Origin of the sequence: Microcoleus sp. PH2017_34_RAT_O_A, from assembly GCF_020737885.1 — a bacterium.
Taxonomy (GTDB): Bacteria; Cyanobacteriota; Cyanobacteriia; order Cyanobacteriales; family Microcoleaceae; genus Microcoleus.
Genome location: NZ_JAEQDD010000060.1, coordinates 1 through 16,230, shown reverse-complemented (window position 1 = coordinate 16,230; position 16,230 = coordinate 1). Strand labels below are relative to the sequence as shown.

Here is a 16,230-nt window from a genome sequence, read left to right as displayed (position 1 = left end):
ATGGTATTCCATGCCCCATTCCCGATGCCCCATTCCCCATATCGGAGTTTTTTATGTCAGAAAAACAACCAAACGAGCCAATTAGTTTTAGTCGCTTTGCCGACTGGTGCAGGCATATTGACAGTCTTTCAGAAGGAGCAAAGCACACAGTTGAAGTGTTGTTAGAAAAGGCTGGCACTGATGACGCTGAAGCAGCGGAGCAGATACTTTCAAGCATGACAACACTGAATCTCAGCAGCAATAGAATTACCGACATCAGCTTCCTCGGCTCGCTCACCAATCTGACAACACTGTATCTCGGCGACAATCAAATTACCGACATCAGCTTCCTCGGCTCGCTCACCAATCTGACAACACTGTATCTCGACAACAATCAAATTACCGACATCAGCTTCCTCGGCTCGCTCACCAATCTGACAACACTCGATCTCGACAGCAATCAAATTACCGACATCAGCTTCCTCGGCTCGCTCACCAATCTGACAGCACTCGATCTCAAGGGCAATAAAATTCGCGACATCAGCTTCCTCGGCTCGCTCACCAATCTGACAACACTCGATCTCGGCGACAATAAAATTAGCGACATCAGCTTCCTCGGCTCGCTCACCAATCTGACAACACTCGATCTCGACAGCAATCGAATTACCGACATCAGCTTACTCGGCTCGCTTACCAATCTGACAGCACTGAATCTTGAAAACAATCAAATTACCGACATCAGCGCCTTGCGATCGCTCACCAATCAGACAACACTTAATCTGGACAACAATGAAATTACCGTTCTGTGCGTGCTAGGCGAACTCGCACAGAAACGTCTTACTCTCTCAACTACGCCAATTGATGCTCAAAAAGCCACAGCAGCCATCAAAGTTGCTTATGCCGCTATTGGTCTAGAAGAACCCGAAGTTATTATTTGCAGCAGTCTCCGCGACGTTTGTCCCCAAATCTTCAACAGGCTCAAACCCGACCATTCACAAAAATGCTCAGACGAATACAGCAATAGATTGGGGAAAAATCTAGACCTGAAATGGATACCCGCTGTGGGAGAATTTGCAAGTTCGGATCTATGGGAGTATGAGCTCGATCACATGGTAATCGAGCCCGAAGCCGACAGCACACTGAGTTCGGTAATGTACAAATTGGTTGACAGCTATGTGCGATCGAAACAAACGATATGGAATGTTTTTTCCAATAATTTGTTCGGTTTTAATTGCCCTGAAACCCCCACGACTTTGTTTAAAGAAATCTATTTGACTGAATTGTATATATCTTCAGGCGTCAATATTTCCCAAAAGGCACAAGAAATACTTCGCTGCCAAAAGCTGCTTTTCGAGCATTGCGGTTTTATATTTCCCTTTGAAAAGATTTGCGCGGTGTGCGATCGCCCCCGCCACCTGCGCTTTGACAGTGAAAACCGCTTGCACGCTGAAGCAGAACCTGCGATCGAGTTTGCGGATGGATGGAATTTTTACTATTATCACGGTGTCAGATTGCCGGAACAATACGGTCAAGTGCATCCCAATTTGTGGAAAGCAGAATGGCTTTTATCTGAAGACAATGCCGAAGTTCGGCGAGTGTTAATTGAAGCAATTGGTTACGATCGCATTTGTCAAGAGTTGGCAGCAGAACAAATAGATAGTTGGCAGGAATATGCACTATTAAAAATAGATAATGCGGATGTCGAGCCGATTTATTTGTTAAAAATGACTTGTCCGAGCACGGAATTCATTCATGCTTTGAGAGTACCGCCAAATGTGACATCTGCTAGGGAGGCAATTCGCTGGGTAAATGGGGGTATCGATCCAGAGGAATTTTCCGTGCAGACTTAATCTATAACAAGTCTAAATCATTCATGCAGATTTGTAGGGGTAGTGCCCCGTGCCTACCCCAACTGGACAACTGGGGGATTGCCCCTGCCTTTTATTATGCCAAATCCCCATATATAATCCACTTTATACCGATCGATAGTTGTCGCTGCTACACAAATAAAATTCACCTTCAGAGGCTTTAAGATTAAAATTGAAAAATAATTTCTGACTGTACAGATCCAAAATTAGAGATTCAGCGTATATCACTAATGAACGCAGTACAAGATTTCATAAGTTCACAGCGCTAAAAACTTAAGCTTGGCAGCTTACAGTTGCGTTGTACTTGTCATGACTATACTGCAAACTATCAAATAACGCGCTTTTATAGCCTAAAAAAATTCGGTAATATTAGCGCGTACTGCGAATTAGCGATTTTTTGTACTGAAAATCCCGCTGCTTTTAGGCACTGGGAATGTCAAATTTAGATGTGCAATATATCATGGCAGACATTAGAGGTACTATACAAGCAGACTCGCTCCCAGGCACTGCTGAAGATGATGTTATTTTTGGTTTTACGGGCAATGACGTAATTGCTGGCAATTCTGGAAATGATAGCATTTTTGGTGGAAAAGATGGCGATTCGATTGATGGGAGTTCTGGAAGAGATTCTCTGTTTGGAGATTTAGGCAGCGACAGTGTTAACGGCGGTGAAGATAACGATTTTGTATTTGGTGGCAAGAATAATGATTTGATTTTTGGCAACTCTGGCAATGATGTTTTGTCGGGAGATAGAGATACTGATATCCTGATCGGCGGAGATGGTGGTGATGTATTTGTTTTGAGTCGCTATGCTGCTGCCGATCCTTTCCTTACCAGCGGTGGTGTTAATTTAGGAAATGCTGATGCGATCGCCGATTTTGCAAACGGTACAGATTTAATCGGTTTGGCGGGCGGACTCTCTTTTGGCGACTTGAATATTCTGGAAGCCGGAAATGATACTGTGATTCAAGACCGGGTAACAGGAGAATTTCTCGCTACTCTCAGAGGTGTGAATCGAAGTGCGATCGACCAAACAGATTTCACTACTAATATTAGCAGCATTCTTCCCAATCCCCCGCCTCCAGCGCTGACAACGGCTTATGCTTTAACTCCCGATAATCGGATTGTCGGTTTTAGCCTTGCTAATCCGGGAAGTGTCATCTCAGATTTGCCTGTGACTGGATTGCAAGCGGGAGAAAGTTTGCTGGGAATTGATTACCGGCCCGCTAATGGCGTGCTTTACGGTGTGGGTTCTAGCAATCGCTTGTATACTGTCAATCCGAAAACGGGGGAAGCAAATTCAGTCGGTAGCGGGCAGTTTGCGGTTCCCCTAACTCAAGGCGCTGTGGGTTTTGATTTCAATCCGACAGTCGATCGCATTCGGTTTGTCAATCAAGCGGGTCAAAACGGTCGCCTCAATCCAGATACCGGGGCAATAGTAGATTCTGACACATTAACTGGGGGAATTCAACTCGATCGCAATTTAGTGTATGCCACGGGCGATCGCAATTTTGGCACAACTCCGGGGGCGGCTGCGGCTGCCTATGTGAATAACTTTGCGGGTGCAACTTCAACGACGCTATTCGTAATTGACAGCAATTCAGATGTTTTGGTGAGACAAGATCCGCCGAATAATGGAGTGTTAAATACGATCGGATCTTTGGGAGTTGATGCAACTAGCATTCTCGGCTTTGATATCAGAAGTATTGGCGGCCGCGATGTCGCAGTGGCCGCGCTAGAAGTCGGGGGAATTTCGGGCTTGTACAACATTAATTTAAGTACCGGTCAAGCTTCTTTTACTGGTAGAATTGCCGACGGAAGACAGATTAACGGTTTGGCATTGCCTTTGCCTACAGCTTACGCCTTAACTGTCAGAAATGGCGCCGAAAGAATCGTCGGTTTTAACGAAGCGGCACCGCGCACTTTACTCAGCGACACAGCAGTAACGGGATTGCAGCCGGGAGAAAGTTTGCTGGGAATTGATTTTCGTCCTGCTAACGGTTTGCTTTACGGTTTAGGTAGTAGCAATCGATTGTACGCGATCGATCCGGTGACTGGGGCTGCAAGTCAACTCGGTAGCGGACAATTCGCCGTACCGCTGACTCCGGGGGCTGCCGGTTTAGATTTCAATCCCACAGTCGATCGAATTCGGTTTGTCAATCAAGCGGGAGAAAACGGTCGGATTAACCCAGATACGGGGGCAATTGTCGATTTTGACACGTTAACCGGAGGAATTCAACTCGATCGCAATTTGACTTATGCGACGGGCGATCGTAATTTTAACAATCCTCCCGTAGGCGCCGGGGCTGCCTATGTGAATAACTTTGCCGGGGCGACTTCGACAACTCTGTTTGTAATTGACAGCAATTTGGATGTTTTGGTGAGACAAGATCCGCCGAATAATGGAGTATTAAATACGATCGGATCTTTAGGGATTGATGCTTCTAGCGTTCTCGGCTTTGATCTCAGGAGTGTCGGCGGTAACGAGACAGCTTTGGCTGCAATCGATGTTGGCGGAGTTTCGAGTTTGTACAATATTAATCTGACAACCGGTCAAGCTTCCATTGTCGGTCAAATTGGCGACGGGCGATCGATTAAAGGTTTGGCACTGACCTTAATTTAAATGCTAGATTAAAAGCGATTTTAGATTGACTTTAGGGCAATCTAAAATCGACTTGTATTGCATTTATCCGCTCTCATATCTGGAAAACATCTGCGTCGATCTACCTGGAATCTCCAGTTTCGCGATCGTTCAAAGATTTATGCAATGCAAGTCTAATCGTTTGGGCAATTCCCAATTCCCAATTCCCAATTCCCAATTTGATGTAACATATTATTTTGACAATAAAGATAAAATGTTATCTCAAGTTTTTTACTTACTGCGTTCTCGTGCTGACGGCAAATATATCAGCGCTTGTCCCAACCCTGATTCGGCGGTGAGTTACCTGCTGATGTTTCGCGAAGACTATGATGCTTTGAGCTATCTCAACGCTCACGCTGCTGATGTTGCCGATCGATTTGGGGTAGAATCGATTTCCGGTTCTCAGGTGAAAACGCTGCTTCAGCGTTGGGGATTCAACGGTGTGGGGGTTGTTCAAGACCCGCTGTTACCGAATATTGAGTTTTTATTGACAAAGAATTGACAATTGACAAGATTTGCGCTTCACCCGTTTTCTAGCAGAAATCGGGTTTTTTGCTGAAGTTTTGAGGCGATCGCCCGATCGACCTTCCCGAGTCCGAAGCCCCATATTTAGTGCAAATTGTCAAATTTGTCAAGGTTTTACCCTAAATCTGAATCCTGTTGTATATTCATAGTCTGTTGATATATTCCGACACGTCAGTACACAACCTATGGTTCGAGAATTAGAGCGATCGAGTGCCCGCGAGAAACGTCACCTGTCCGATTTCCCCGAAACAGCACCCGCAGCCAATCCAGTATTTTTCAGGACGTACAGCCGTCGTACCGACACGGGAAGGGAGACTTGGGCCGATGTGTGCGATCGAACCGTCAAGGGCTTGGCATCGCTCGGAAACCTCACCTCCGAAGAAACACAGCTCCTACACCGGATGCAAAACGAGCTCAAAACCCTCGCTTCCGGCCGCTGGCTGTGGGTGGGCGGTAGCAACTGGATTGAGCAACCAGAGAACTTTTCCGGCGCCTATAATTGCTCCTCAACCAATATTATCGACTGGCGGGCCTTTGGCTTGTTGATGGATTTGGCAATGATGGGCTGCGGCACCGGTGCAGTTTTGGAACCCAAATACATCAACCAATTGCCACCGATTAGCAACCGCTTAACCGTGACAATGCAAGGTGAAATCGGCTCTACACCCGCTGAATTGCGCCGTCAAGAAACCGAAGTAAAAATAGCTGAAAAAACCGCAACTATTTATGTCGGAGATTCCCGTCAAGGTTGGGTGAAATCCTATCAAGCTTTGTTGGAATTGTCCACAGATGAAAGATTTGCCGGAGAAGTTCAAGTTTACATCGATTTGAGCGATGTCCGCCCCGTGGGAGAGCCTTTAAAAGGTTTTGGTGGAGTCGCAAATCCAGTCAAATTGCCTGACCTTTATCAACGTTGCTCAGCAATTTTGAATAAAGCTTTCGGACGGCAGTTGAATTCAGTTGAATGCTGCGTATTGATAGATGAAGCTGCGGTCACAATTGTGGCTGGTAATATTCGGAGATCCGCCGGAATTCGTCAGTTTACTTTTGATGACGAACTGGGAGCAAATGCTAAAAACAACTTGTGGCAACAAGACGATCAAGGCAACTGGAAAATAGATCCAGAACGCGATGCTCTTCGCATGGCCAACCATACCCGTGTTTTTCATTCCAAACCGACATTAGAAGAATGTATTGATGCTGTTCGCAAACAGTATTATTCTGGTGAAGGCGCAATACAATGGGCTGGTGAAGCTGTAGCTAGAGCTAACGTTGATTTACTTTCAACACCTAGTCTTAAAATTGAGTTCTTGAAAGCTTACGACGAAGGAAAAGCTAAACAGTGGTTGCAGGAACGCTATCCTGACATGACTGCGGAAGAATTAGAGCATCGGTCAGTCCGTTTGGGCTTAAACCCGTGTGGTAAGTAATTTTGCCTCACGTTAAAAACCTCGCAAATTCGGAGAAGACTGAGATGTTAATTCCGAGGTAAGTAAGGGAATTAAAAATCCTTTACCACCGTAGAGCGTACCAGGTGAACCTTCTTAATTGAAGAACATAATCCTGGCAAGAGTGCGGGGCATTTATAACTAAAGTAAATGAAAAAGTACGCCGAGCTACAGATAAAATGGAATCTGTAGAACTAGAGGATAAAAAGCCTTTAGGATAACAAAAATGGAAATTATTGGCTCTAACTTCCACTGTGTCAGTGGCGACACTTTGCTAATTACTAAAGACGGACTACATCAAATAAAGGATGTTGTTGGAAGTGAAATCGAAATTTGGAATGGTCAAAGATGGAGCTCCGTCACACCATTTCAGACAGCGAGTAATACCAAGGTTGGACGACGCAAACTTTACCGTGTAAAGTTTGCTGATGGTAGTTATCTAGATGCCACAGAATATCATCGTTTCTTTGTCAAGGATCGCTTTGGTAAAGTTTACCAAGAAGTTCAAACCAAAGACTTGATGGATACAAGTCGATATAGCATTCATACTGAACCTTTTACAATTCAGTACGAAGATGGCATGAATATCGATTCAGGTTATGCTTACACTTTGGGTATGGCTGTAGGAGATGGAACTACAGACCAAAATGACAATGCAAAAGTTCGACTTTACGAAGGCAAAATGGCATTGTCAGTAGCAGGAAATAAGTCGCCTGAAAGAAACTATGACTATTTACCTGCTTTTACAGATGTAACTAACTTGAGCTTTTCTGGAGAATTTCTGAAAAGTTTGAAAGTTAACCCGGAAGCACTAAATGTAATTGCGAGCTGGAATCGGCAAGCAATTTTACATTTTATTGCTGGATTAGCTGATACGGATGGATCGAATACCAATAGTAATGGTATCAGAATTTATCTTTCCGATCGCGATCGGGCTTTCAGAGTTCAGTTACTTTTGACCAAGTGTGGCATTAGCTCATCGCTAAATCTTTGTGCTCATCAAGGATCAGTCACTAATTACGGTGTCCGAAGCCGGGATTTGTACTACTTGCAAATTACTGACTGTGGTGAAATTCCTTGTCAGCGGTTAGATGTGAGCAAAGGGACGAAGGCTAAAGGTAAAGGTAAATGGCAAGTTGTCAGAAGTGTCGAAGAATTACCAGGATTGCATGATACTTACTGTTTCAATGAACCAGAGTTTCATAAGGGAGTTTTCGGCAATACCCTAACTGGAAACTGTAATCTTTCTGAGGTTCACCTCAATCAAATCGACCCTTACAACTTCAAAGAACAAGAAGAAGCTTTCACCGCCGCAGGTTTATCTGTCGCGGTACTTCTCAATCACAAATTTAGCGAACCTCGCTATCAATATAGCCGCGAATTAGACCCGATTGTCGGCGTATCTTTCACGGGATTATTCGATTTCTTCGTTCATGCTTTTGGCGTTGAGTGGCTGCGCTGGTGGGTGGAAGGTCGCCCGCAAACTGCACAGGGAATTGCGTTTAAACAGCGGGAAGAAGAGTATTTGACTGGTTGGCGGGAAATTGTCGATCGCGTAGTATGGGATTATTGCGATCGGCATTCATTGAAACGCCCCAATCGCTGCACAACCGTCCAACCATCGGGTACAAAATCTCTACTGACAGGTGCTTCTCCCGGCTGGCATCCCCCCAAATCCCAGCGTTTCATTCGCCGAATCACTTTCGGCAAAAACGACCCTGTAGCCCTCGCCTGCATCGACTACGGATACAACGTAATTCCGTCTCAATCTGACAAAGACGAAAACGGCAATTTGCTGAACAATCCCTTCGACGAACGCTGTACGGAATGGCTGGTAGAAATACCCGTTGCTGTCAGTTGGGCAGATTTGCCCGGTGCTGATGAAATTGAGATCAACAAATTCTCAGCAGCGGCACAAATGGACTTTTATATGCAAGTGCAAAAGTTCTACGTGCGGCACAACACCAGCGCGACGATTGAGTTGCGGGAAAATGAAGTTGAAAGTTTGGGTACGCGGATTTACGAAGCGATTCGCGATGACGAAGGCTACATTTCCGCCGCACTTTTGTCCCGGTTTGATGCCCTTGAAACTTTCCCACGTTTGCCCTTTGAACCGATTGAAAAGGTAACTTACGAGACGATGTTGAAAGACGTTTTAGTGCGTCGTCAAATTGATGTTTTTCAGGTGGCACTGAGTCGTTATGACTTGGGTGAAATGATGGATTCAGGGCCTGCGGGCTGCGATTCCGATAAGTGTTTGATGCCTGAGACTAAGACTATGTAATCGCCTTTTATTAAATCCCCCAAAAATGGGGGATTTTTTATGTTTAATTTCAGGTTGACAAAATCGTAGGGGCGGGTTCACCAACCATAATTGCCTAAAAGTAACAATCTCGTAAACCCGCCCCCACCCAACGAATAATTGTCAGATCGTGTCCGATAAATCGCGCATAATATATAAGCCGGGGCGGGTTTTTGAAATTGTCGGTTTTTGGCAAATATTGTTGGTGAACCCGCCCCTACAAGATCGTGGTCAATCGATCGGACATGATATCACTAGAAAAGAAAGAACTCATTTACAATTCTGAATTAAACGGAAATGATATAACAGCCCGATCGTACAATTAAAACTAGCCTGTTTTTTAGAATATGAAAATTCGCTGTATTGCCAACAAAGGAGCTGACCTGCCGGAAAATTATCTAAATCCACCGCTAGACATTACCAAAGAAACTGAATTTAAATTGATAGTCGGTAAAGAGTATACTGTCTATGCTATCTCCCAATGGCAAGGAAATTTATCGTACTATATTTGCGATGAGCGCTATACTTATTATCCTCTAGAGAATCCGGCCCCATTATTTGAGATAGTTGATGCCAGATATTCTCGGTACTGGCAAGTGCAATTAGCAACTAACGGTTTGTTAGAGATTGCTTTTGAACATTGGTTCTCCATACCTAATTTTTACGATCAACTAACTGACGGAGAAACAGAAACTGTTTTGATTTTTGAGAAAATCAAAGAACTCATGGATGCTGAAGCTGCAATTCCTCAACCCCAACCTTTCTCCGTTGAGGAATTGCTCGCGATGCCGACCTTGCAACCCGACAAACTCGCAAAAGTACCTGGTTGAAATTATGTCTGACAATCAAAATAAACCTAGAGAATACGATGCCGTCAAGGGCGGTCAAAATTCAATTCCGGTCAATGCTGCTGTACTCGGAGGCATCGCCGGCGTTAAACGCCGCTTAGCCTCGTCCGCGATCGAAGTTAGAATCGCCGCACTCTCCGAAGCGCCCAAATATGGGGAAGCAGGCTTAGATTTGATACTTGGAGCATTGCAGGATGAGTCAATGCAGGTGAAATCTGCTGCTTTTTTACTGCTGAAAGATCGGGATGAGGAGAATATAAAACAATGTTTACAAAACCATTTTCCTCTCTTTGGGTTTTATGTTATCACAGTCGATGCGGATGGACAAAAAAACAGTCGTCGTAAGTCATTTGCTCGATTTTTTCCAGAAGATTTAGGTAATGGTATTGTACTGGAAATGGTTTACATTCCCGGTGGCACATTTATGATGGGTTCCCCCAACGACGAAGCAGGACGAGAGGATGACGAAAGCCCGCAGCATCAAGTCACAGTACCAGCTTTTTATGCAGGGAAATACCCCATCACTCAAGCACAGTGGGAAGCCGTCATGGGAAACAACCCATCGTACTTGAAAGGTGAAAAACTTCCTGTTGAATGTGTATCCTGGTATGATGCTGTCGAATTTTGTGAGAAACTGTCGGAAACAACTGGGAAAACATATCGCTTACTGAGTGAAGCGGAATGGGAATACGCCTGTCGTGCGGGTACAACAACCCCATTTCATTTTGGCGAAACGATTACCCCGGAATTAGTCAACTACATAACCGAATCAAACGAACCCACAGATGTGGGGAGTTTTCCCCCCAATGCTTTTGGGTTGTACGATATGCACGGGAATGTTGAGGAATGGTGCAGCGATAAATGGCTTGACAATTATGATGGTGCACCGACTGACGGAAGTTCTTGGGAATCAGGAAACAATTGTCGGATGTTGCGCGGTGGTTCGTGGGCCAACGATCCGAGCAATTGCCGATCGGCTGTTCGTAGCTGCGAACAGCCGATCTATGGCGAGAGATTCAACGGTTTTCGGGTTGCGTGTGTTGCTGCACAACCACCAACACCAAATAAAATCATAGCTGACGAAAAACTAAGTCCAGCAGAGACCTTTCAATTTGAAGTCATCACACTCTACCAATGGGGAAGGATCGTCAAAACAGAACAGCGACAAGCCGAATACTTTAGTGAAAACCTAGGGCGCGGTGTCAGCTTAGAAATGGTAAAGATTCCCGGCGGCACATTTACGATGGGCCCCCCTGACATCTACACAGTTAGTGGCGATCGAATTCCGCAGTATCGAGTCACAGTACCGACATTTTATGCAGGTAAATACGCCATCACCCAAGAACAGTGGGAAGCAGTTATGAGAAACAACCCATCGTGCTTTAAAGGTGAAAAACGTCCTGTAGAAAATGTATCCTGGTATGATGCTGTCAAATTTTGTGAGAAACTGTCGCAAACAACTAGGAAAACATATCGCTTACTGAGTGAAGCCGAATGGGAATACGCCTGTCGTGCGGGTACAACAACCGCATTCCATTTTGGGGAAACCTGTCACTGTATATCTCCAGAAGTAGTCAACTATGACACAAACTACTCCACAGATGTGGGAAGTTTTCCCCCCAATGCTTTTGGGTTGTACGATATGCACGGGAATGTTTGGGAATGGTGCAGCGATAAATGGCATGATAATTATGATGCTGCACGGACTGACGGAAGTTCTTGGGAAACGGGAACAAACAATCATCGGCTGATGCGCGGTGGTTCGTTTTACAGTGATTTTAACTGTCAATCGGCTACTCGTGACCACAGTGCGCCGAACGATGTCTACTGGGCCCGCGGTTTTCGAGTTGCGTGTGTGGCTGCGTAGACTTTCTAGCTTTTTACACTTTTGCCCTTTTGCCCTTGGCGATTAGAAATCGCTTCACCTCAAAGAAAGTCCCAGCAGAGAGGGACTAAGAAAATATAACCATATTCTGCGTTATTTGAAAATATCTTTCCGCTTCTGCAACAGCAAAGTTACGGTCAAATAAACGGCGGCGTGCAATCCTAAAATTCCCCAATTCAAGGCTAAGTTTTGCCAAGTTGGTTCGTAGACGGCGCTTTTCTCGAATAACTGCGGTAGGATTGTTCGATCGGGTAATTCGATCGGCTTTGGCACCATCGCGTTCACGTTAACCAAGCTACCGTAAGCACCCACAGACCAGCGGCTTACCGTCAACCACGAGATATACTGACCGATTTTCTCGATTTTAAACAAACTTCCCAGACTGAACAAGACTCCCGAAAAAATAATTTGCGGCACTAACAGCAAAGGCAAAGCACTGTTGGCCTGACTGCCATTCTTCACAAATGCCGATACCATCAATCCCAAACTCATGCTAGCCAACAGCGTTAAAAATACTGTAATTCCCAAACCCAGCGGCCAAGCGATTATATCCGGTGACGGCTGTTTAAAACCAATTAAAATTACTGCGGTCATTAGCACTGTTTGCAACAAGGCCAATCCTCCCAGCACCAGAAACTTGGAACCGACATAGGGCAGTAAACCTAAATTCACCAATCTTTCTCGCTGGTAAACGGCTGATTCTTTGACAATTTCTTGCAGAGAACTGGACAAACCTACCCAAATAGCTGCCGATGTAAATACAAACAAAATTCGCAAAGCTAAAAAAGCCAGCGCTGGATCGTCTGCTGTTCCGGTAACTAGCGGTTCTATATCTTTGATTCCGGCTAGCAAAATCGGGCAAACAGCAGCAGTTAACAGTCCTAAACCAACGTTAACTGGGTCGCGTAAAGTTAGCTTGAAATAGCGATCGGCGAGGATAAACAGTTGTTTGATTGGGGAAACTTTGGCGGGTTGGGGAAGTTTGACTGGAGGTGCTTGTTTTTGCGGTGCTTTTGGACTTAAGGGCGCGGTTATGTACCGCTGGTAATAGGCGGAATTCCGATAGGTATTCGCCCATTCTTTGATGACCTTTTCGCCGATTTCTAACTCGTTATAAATATTGGCAAAGTCTGCTTGATGAACTCCAAAGAAATTTGCAGCATCTGCGGGCGGGCCGAAGTAGCAAAGGTAGCCGTTGCGGCCGAGAAAAACTAGGCGATCGCACAAATTGACATTTGCCGTAGCGTGCGTCACCAAAACCACCGTCCGACCTTTATCTGCCAAATTCCGCAGCAGTTCCATCATCTTTTTATCCAGCCCCGGATCTAGTCCAGAAGTTGGTTCGTCCAAGAAAAACAACTTCGGATCTGCAAGCAATTCGACGCCGATGCTAACCCGCTTTCTCTGTCCGCCACTAAGGTCTTTTACAAGGGTTTTTCGCTTGTCCAACATCTCAATATCGGTCAGAGTTTTTGTCAAAACTTGCTCGACATCGACATCCGGCGGCAAGCGCAATTTAATTGCGTAAGTTAGGGCTTCTGTAACTGTTAATTCGCCGTGGACTATATCATCCTGAGGCACGTAACCGATTAAAGAACTGTAGCATTCAAAGTTTTTCCGCAATTCGTCGCCGTTGACGTAAACGGCGCCACGATTTGTGGTTTCAATTCCCAGCAAGGTTCGCATTAATGTGGATTTCCCCGCGCCGCTTCCTCCGACTAACGCCACTAACTGTCCGGGTTCAATTACTAGGGAAATATCGTTGACAAAAGGTCGGTTTAAGTTAATTGCTTCTAAGCCGATCGCGTTTCCCGGATCGATAACTGTTAATTCTTCATTTTGATAAATTAGCAGAAAAGGGCCGATGCGAATTTTGGCGCCTTCGGTTAAAACGGCTGTTTTTTGGATGCGTTGGCCGTTAATAAATACGCCGTTAGCGCTGGTGTCTGTGAGAATGTATTCTCCGCGTTTGTTGGCGTCGATCGCACAATGGCTGCGGGAGACGATCGGCGAATTTAACTCTAGCGTAGAAGTGCGATCGCGCCCCAAGACGACCGATCGATTTCGCAGAGACACAGACTCCCGCGAACCCAAAACGGCCAGCGCCGGACTTCCGGGATTGAAATAACTCACCCGCACCGGATTTCTCAAATCCGTACCAATCCGCAACTCGATTCCGTGTCGCAAAACGCAGCCTTGAGTCGGAGTTACAGGAGTTTCAGTCGGAAGCACAAATAACCCGCTACTGCTGGGTTTGAGGCCGTCGCCGTCATAGATGCGATAGTCGTCCCCTTCTTGGCGCAAAATCGCTTGACATCTCGACAGCTTCTCCCAATCTTTGGGAACCAGCAAGTCAGCTTGTTGGGGATTTCGTCCCAGTACGTGTTCAGTCTTGGTCAGTTCCAAGCGTACCACTTCGCCTTGATAGTCGATTTCTAAATAGGGGCTGGCGATTAAGTTTGTTTTCTTATGGGTTTGACCTGTCATATGATTTTAGATTTTAGATTTTAGATTTTAGATTTTAGATTGTGCGAGAATTTAGTACCCAGCATCCAGCGTGCCAGCTTTTTTAGTGCGATCGTCCCCGATCGCACAGGTGATATAAGACTCCCGAGCGTCCCAGCTCGCACTCCAACAAAAAAATGCTTTTTACAAAAATGAGATTCTCTCATTCAGTATTCAAAACATGAGTAATGTTATATCATGTTTAATAATCAATGCTGACAAGCACCGCACTAATTCCAAGCTATCCCCAATTCGGATAGCTTTCAGGAAGCTGCTTTGGCACGAGATACTATTTCTACCAAGCTAATTCCTCCATACCATGAGCTACTGCATTAATCCCAACTGCCGCCATCCAGAAAATCTTGACACTATCAATTTTTGCCAAACTTGCGGATCTGAGTTGCTAATCAACGCACGCTATCGGGTAATTGCTGTTTTGGGACAAGGAGGATTTGGTAAAACTTTTGCAGTCAGAGACAGAGACGGTACTCAGAAAGTGTTGAAAGTTCTGATGAACAACGATACTCTAGGTGTGGAACTTTTTCAGAGAGAAGCTCACGTTTTGCAGCGGCTGAAGCATCCGGGACTCCCGACAGTTGAATCTGAAGGCTATTTTACTTTCAGAGTTAAGGGTACTGATAAATCTTTGCACTGTCTGGTGATGGAGAAAATTGAAGGTAAAAATTTGCAGCAGTGGTTGGAAGCTCATAATTACCAACCTATTTCTTCGGAACTAGCTATTGACTGGTTGACACAACTGACGGAAATATTGAATCTCGTTCACAATCAAAATTATTTTCACCGAGATATTAAGCCGCAAAATGTCATGTGCCGGTCGAACGGAAAATTAGTATTAATTGATTTTGGGGCGGTGCGGGAAGTTACAGAAACTATTCAGAGAGCAACTGGAGAAGTAACTCGCATTTCTTCGATGGGTTACACTCCCGAAGAACAAAAAAAGGGCAAGGCTGAGCCACGTTCTGATTTTTTTGCTTTGGGCCGGAATTTTGTGTATTTGCTGACGGCTCAAGAACCGAGAAATTTGCAGGAAGATCCGCGATCGGGTAAATTGATTTGGCGGAATGTGGCGACTCAAACATCGAAGCCGCTAGCAGATTTGATTGATGATTTGATGGCTTATTTTCCGAAAGACAGGCCAAAAGATACTCAAGTTCTTTTGCAGCGACTTGGTAAACTGAGCGATCGCCCGCCATCGCCATCTCCCGATCGCAGAACTCGTAGATTTGCTTTGGGATGGAAGCCGGCTTTAATGGGACTCGGAGTTGCTGGGGCGATCGCCATTTCCGCCTTCGCAATCCAACATTTCTCTAAAACTCAAGTTGAAAATTTATTAAGTTATCAAAGTTCGACCCATCAGTTTAAAATCAAATACCCTGAAAAGTGGGAAAAACAAGAGTTACAAAATCCAGTAATTAACGATGTGGTTGTATTCATAGCCCCCAAAAAGAACACCGCTGATGCTTATCAAGAACAAATTACTGTCAGCATAGAAGATTTGCCAAAACCGATGTCTCTCGATGAATACAATCAATCGTCTCTCAAGCAAATTAAAACAAATTTTACTGATGTTAAAATTTTAGAAGAAAATCCTAAAACGATTGCTAATCATCGAGGTTATACAGTTGTTTTTGATGATAAAGACGGACAAACCAATACCAAAAAAATGCAAACTTGGACGTTGATGAATAATAAAGCTTACGTGATTACTTACACTGCGGAGAAATCAGAGTATTCGGACTATTTGAAAACGGCTGAAAATATGATGAATTCCTTTGAGATTAACTAATTCAGTTGTTTGTAGTAAGGACTTTAGTCCTGATTCTAGGATCGCGAGTCTAATACCAATTTTCAACGAAATAACAATATTCTTGTTCCCCCCTTTAACAAGGGGGGGGCTAGGGGGGGTCGAAGAGTATTGTACAACTTCAGATAAATGGTATAACAATCGCGACCGGAGACGATCGCACTGTTAAAAAAAATACTTTTTGCACTCCTTCATATCAAATCCACTCTTCATCAGAATGATTCATCTCTCTATCCTCTCCCTCTGTGTCCTCTGCGGCCTCTGCGGTTTAATCATTCCGGTAAAACCAGAATTAATATGAAATACTGATTCTTTTACGCTGAACATTTCTCAACATAGCTGTGCAATGCTGGAGATGTAACGATCGCAATTCCGTCATGGCTGACAGAACAGGTCGAATCCGA

At 44.8% G+C, this 16,230-nt stretch carries 9 protein-coding genes; 8 read left to right on the top strand and 1 reads right to left on the bottom strand.

All coding sequences use genetic code 11. The annotated features are described in order from the left end of the window. Positions 1 to 53 precede the first annotated feature (53 nt). The 7 genes from JGK11_RS20000 to JGK11_RS19970 all read left to right on the top strand — a co-directional run bounded on the left by JGK11_RS20000 (position 54) and on the right by JGK11_RS19970 (position 11,478). Entirely contained in the window at positions 54 to 1,829 is a 1,776-nt protein-coding gene (locus JGK11_RS20000; protein WP_293179779.1) for a leucine-rich repeat domain-containing protein, read from the top strand. Between the two features lie 451 nt (positions 1,830 to 2,280). Further along, positions 2,281 to 4,470, top strand: a complete 2,190-nt coding sequence (locus JGK11_RS19995; protein WP_293193051.1) for a DUF4394 domain-containing protein — start codon at positions 2,281 to 2,283, stop codon at positions 4,468 to 4,470. Between the two features lie 232 nt (positions 4,471 to 4,702). Beyond that, the gene (locus JGK11_RS19990) at positions 4,703 to 4,990 is read left to right on the top strand and encodes a hypothetical protein (RefSeq protein WP_293179815.1); all 288 of its coding nucleotides are present in this window, start codon (positions 4,703 to 4,705) and stop codon (positions 4,988 to 4,990) included. A 208-nt stretch (positions 4,991 to 5,198) separates the two neighbouring features. Continuing rightward, positions 5,199 to 6,443 (top strand): ribonucleoside-triphosphate reductase, adenosylcobalamin-dependent, encoded by a 1,245-nt coding sequence (nrdJ, locus tag JGK11_RS19985; RefSeq protein WP_293179785.1) that lies wholly within the window; start codon positions 5,199 to 5,201, stop codon positions 6,441 to 6,443. A gap of 244 nt (positions 6,444 to 6,687) precedes the next feature. Next, positions 6,688 to 8,745, top strand: a complete 2,058-nt coding sequence (gene nrdJ / locus JGK11_RS19980; RefSeq protein WP_293212579.1) for a ribonucleoside-triphosphate reductase, adenosylcobalamin-dependent — start codon at positions 6,688 to 6,690, stop codon at positions 8,743 to 8,745. Between the two features lie 365 nt (positions 8,746 to 9,110). Then, positions 9,111 to 9,593, top strand: coding sequence for a hypothetical protein (locus tag JGK11_RS19975; protein ID WP_293207661.1), 483 nt, complete (start codon positions 9,111 to 9,113; stop codon positions 9,591 to 9,593). A gap of 4 nt (positions 9,594 to 9,597) precedes the next feature. Further along, on the top strand, positions 9,598 to 11,478 hold the full coding sequence (locus tag JGK11_RS19970; protein WP_293179791.1) for an SUMF1/EgtB/PvdO family nonheme iron enzyme: 1,881 nt from the start codon (positions 9,598 to 9,600) through the stop codon (positions 11,476 to 11,478). A 111-nt stretch (positions 11,479 to 11,589) separates the two neighbouring features. Here the strand turns inward: JGK11_RS19970 and JGK11_RS19965 are convergent, their stop codons facing one another. Continuing rightward, positions 11,590 to 13,983, bottom strand: coding sequence for an ATP-binding cassette domain-containing protein (locus tag JGK11_RS19965; RefSeq protein WP_293193055.1), 2,394 nt, complete (start codon positions 13,981 to 13,983; stop codon positions 11,590 to 11,592). A gap of 337 nt (positions 13,984 to 14,320) precedes the next feature. On the opposite strand from JGK11_RS19965, the gene JGK11_RS19960 reads away from it, so the two are divergent. Then, positions 14,321 to 15,808: a serine/threonine-protein kinase gene (locus JGK11_RS19960; protein WP_293179797.1), complete on the top strand. Its 1,488-nt coding sequence runs from the start codon at positions 14,321 to 14,323 to the stop codon at positions 15,806 to 15,808. The last annotated feature ends 422 nt before the right edge of the window (positions 15,809 to 16,230 follow it).

Bases quoted from the DNA above. Each gene is read 5' to 3' on its own strand.
- JGK11_RS19970 (WP_293179791.1), top strand. From the start codon at position 9,598: ATGTCTGACAATCAAAATAAACCTAGAGAATACGATGCCGTCAAGGGC.
- JGK11_RS20000 (WP_293179779.1), top strand. From the start codon at position 54: ATGTCAGAAAAACAACCAAACGAGCCAATTAGTTTTAGTCGCTTTGCC.
- nrdJ (WP_293179785.1), top strand. From the start codon at position 5,199: ATGGTTCGAGAATTAGAGCGATCGAGTGCCCGCGAGAAACGTCACCTG.
- JGK11_RS19960 (WP_293179797.1), top strand. From the start codon at position 14,321: ATGAGCTACTGCATTAATCCCAACTGCCGCCATCCAGAAAATCTTGAC.
- JGK11_RS19990 (WP_293179815.1), top strand. From the start codon at position 4,703: ATGTTATCTCAAGTTTTTTACTTACTGCGTTCTCGTGCTGACGGCAAA.
- JGK11_RS19965 (WP_293193055.1), bottom strand. From the start codon at position 13,983: ATGACAGGTCAAACCCATAAGAAAACAAACTTAATCGCCAGCCCCTAT.
- nrdJ (WP_293212579.1), top strand. From the start codon at position 6,688: ATGGAAATTATTGGCTCTAACTTCCACTGTGTCAGTGGCGACACTTTG.
- JGK11_RS19975 (WP_293207661.1), top strand. From the start codon at position 9,111: ATGAAAATTCGCTGTATTGCCAACAAAGGAGCTGACCTGCCGGAAAAT.
- JGK11_RS19995 (WP_293193051.1), top strand. From the start codon at position 2,281: ATGTCAAATTTAGATGTGCAATATATCATGGCAGACATTAGAGGTACT.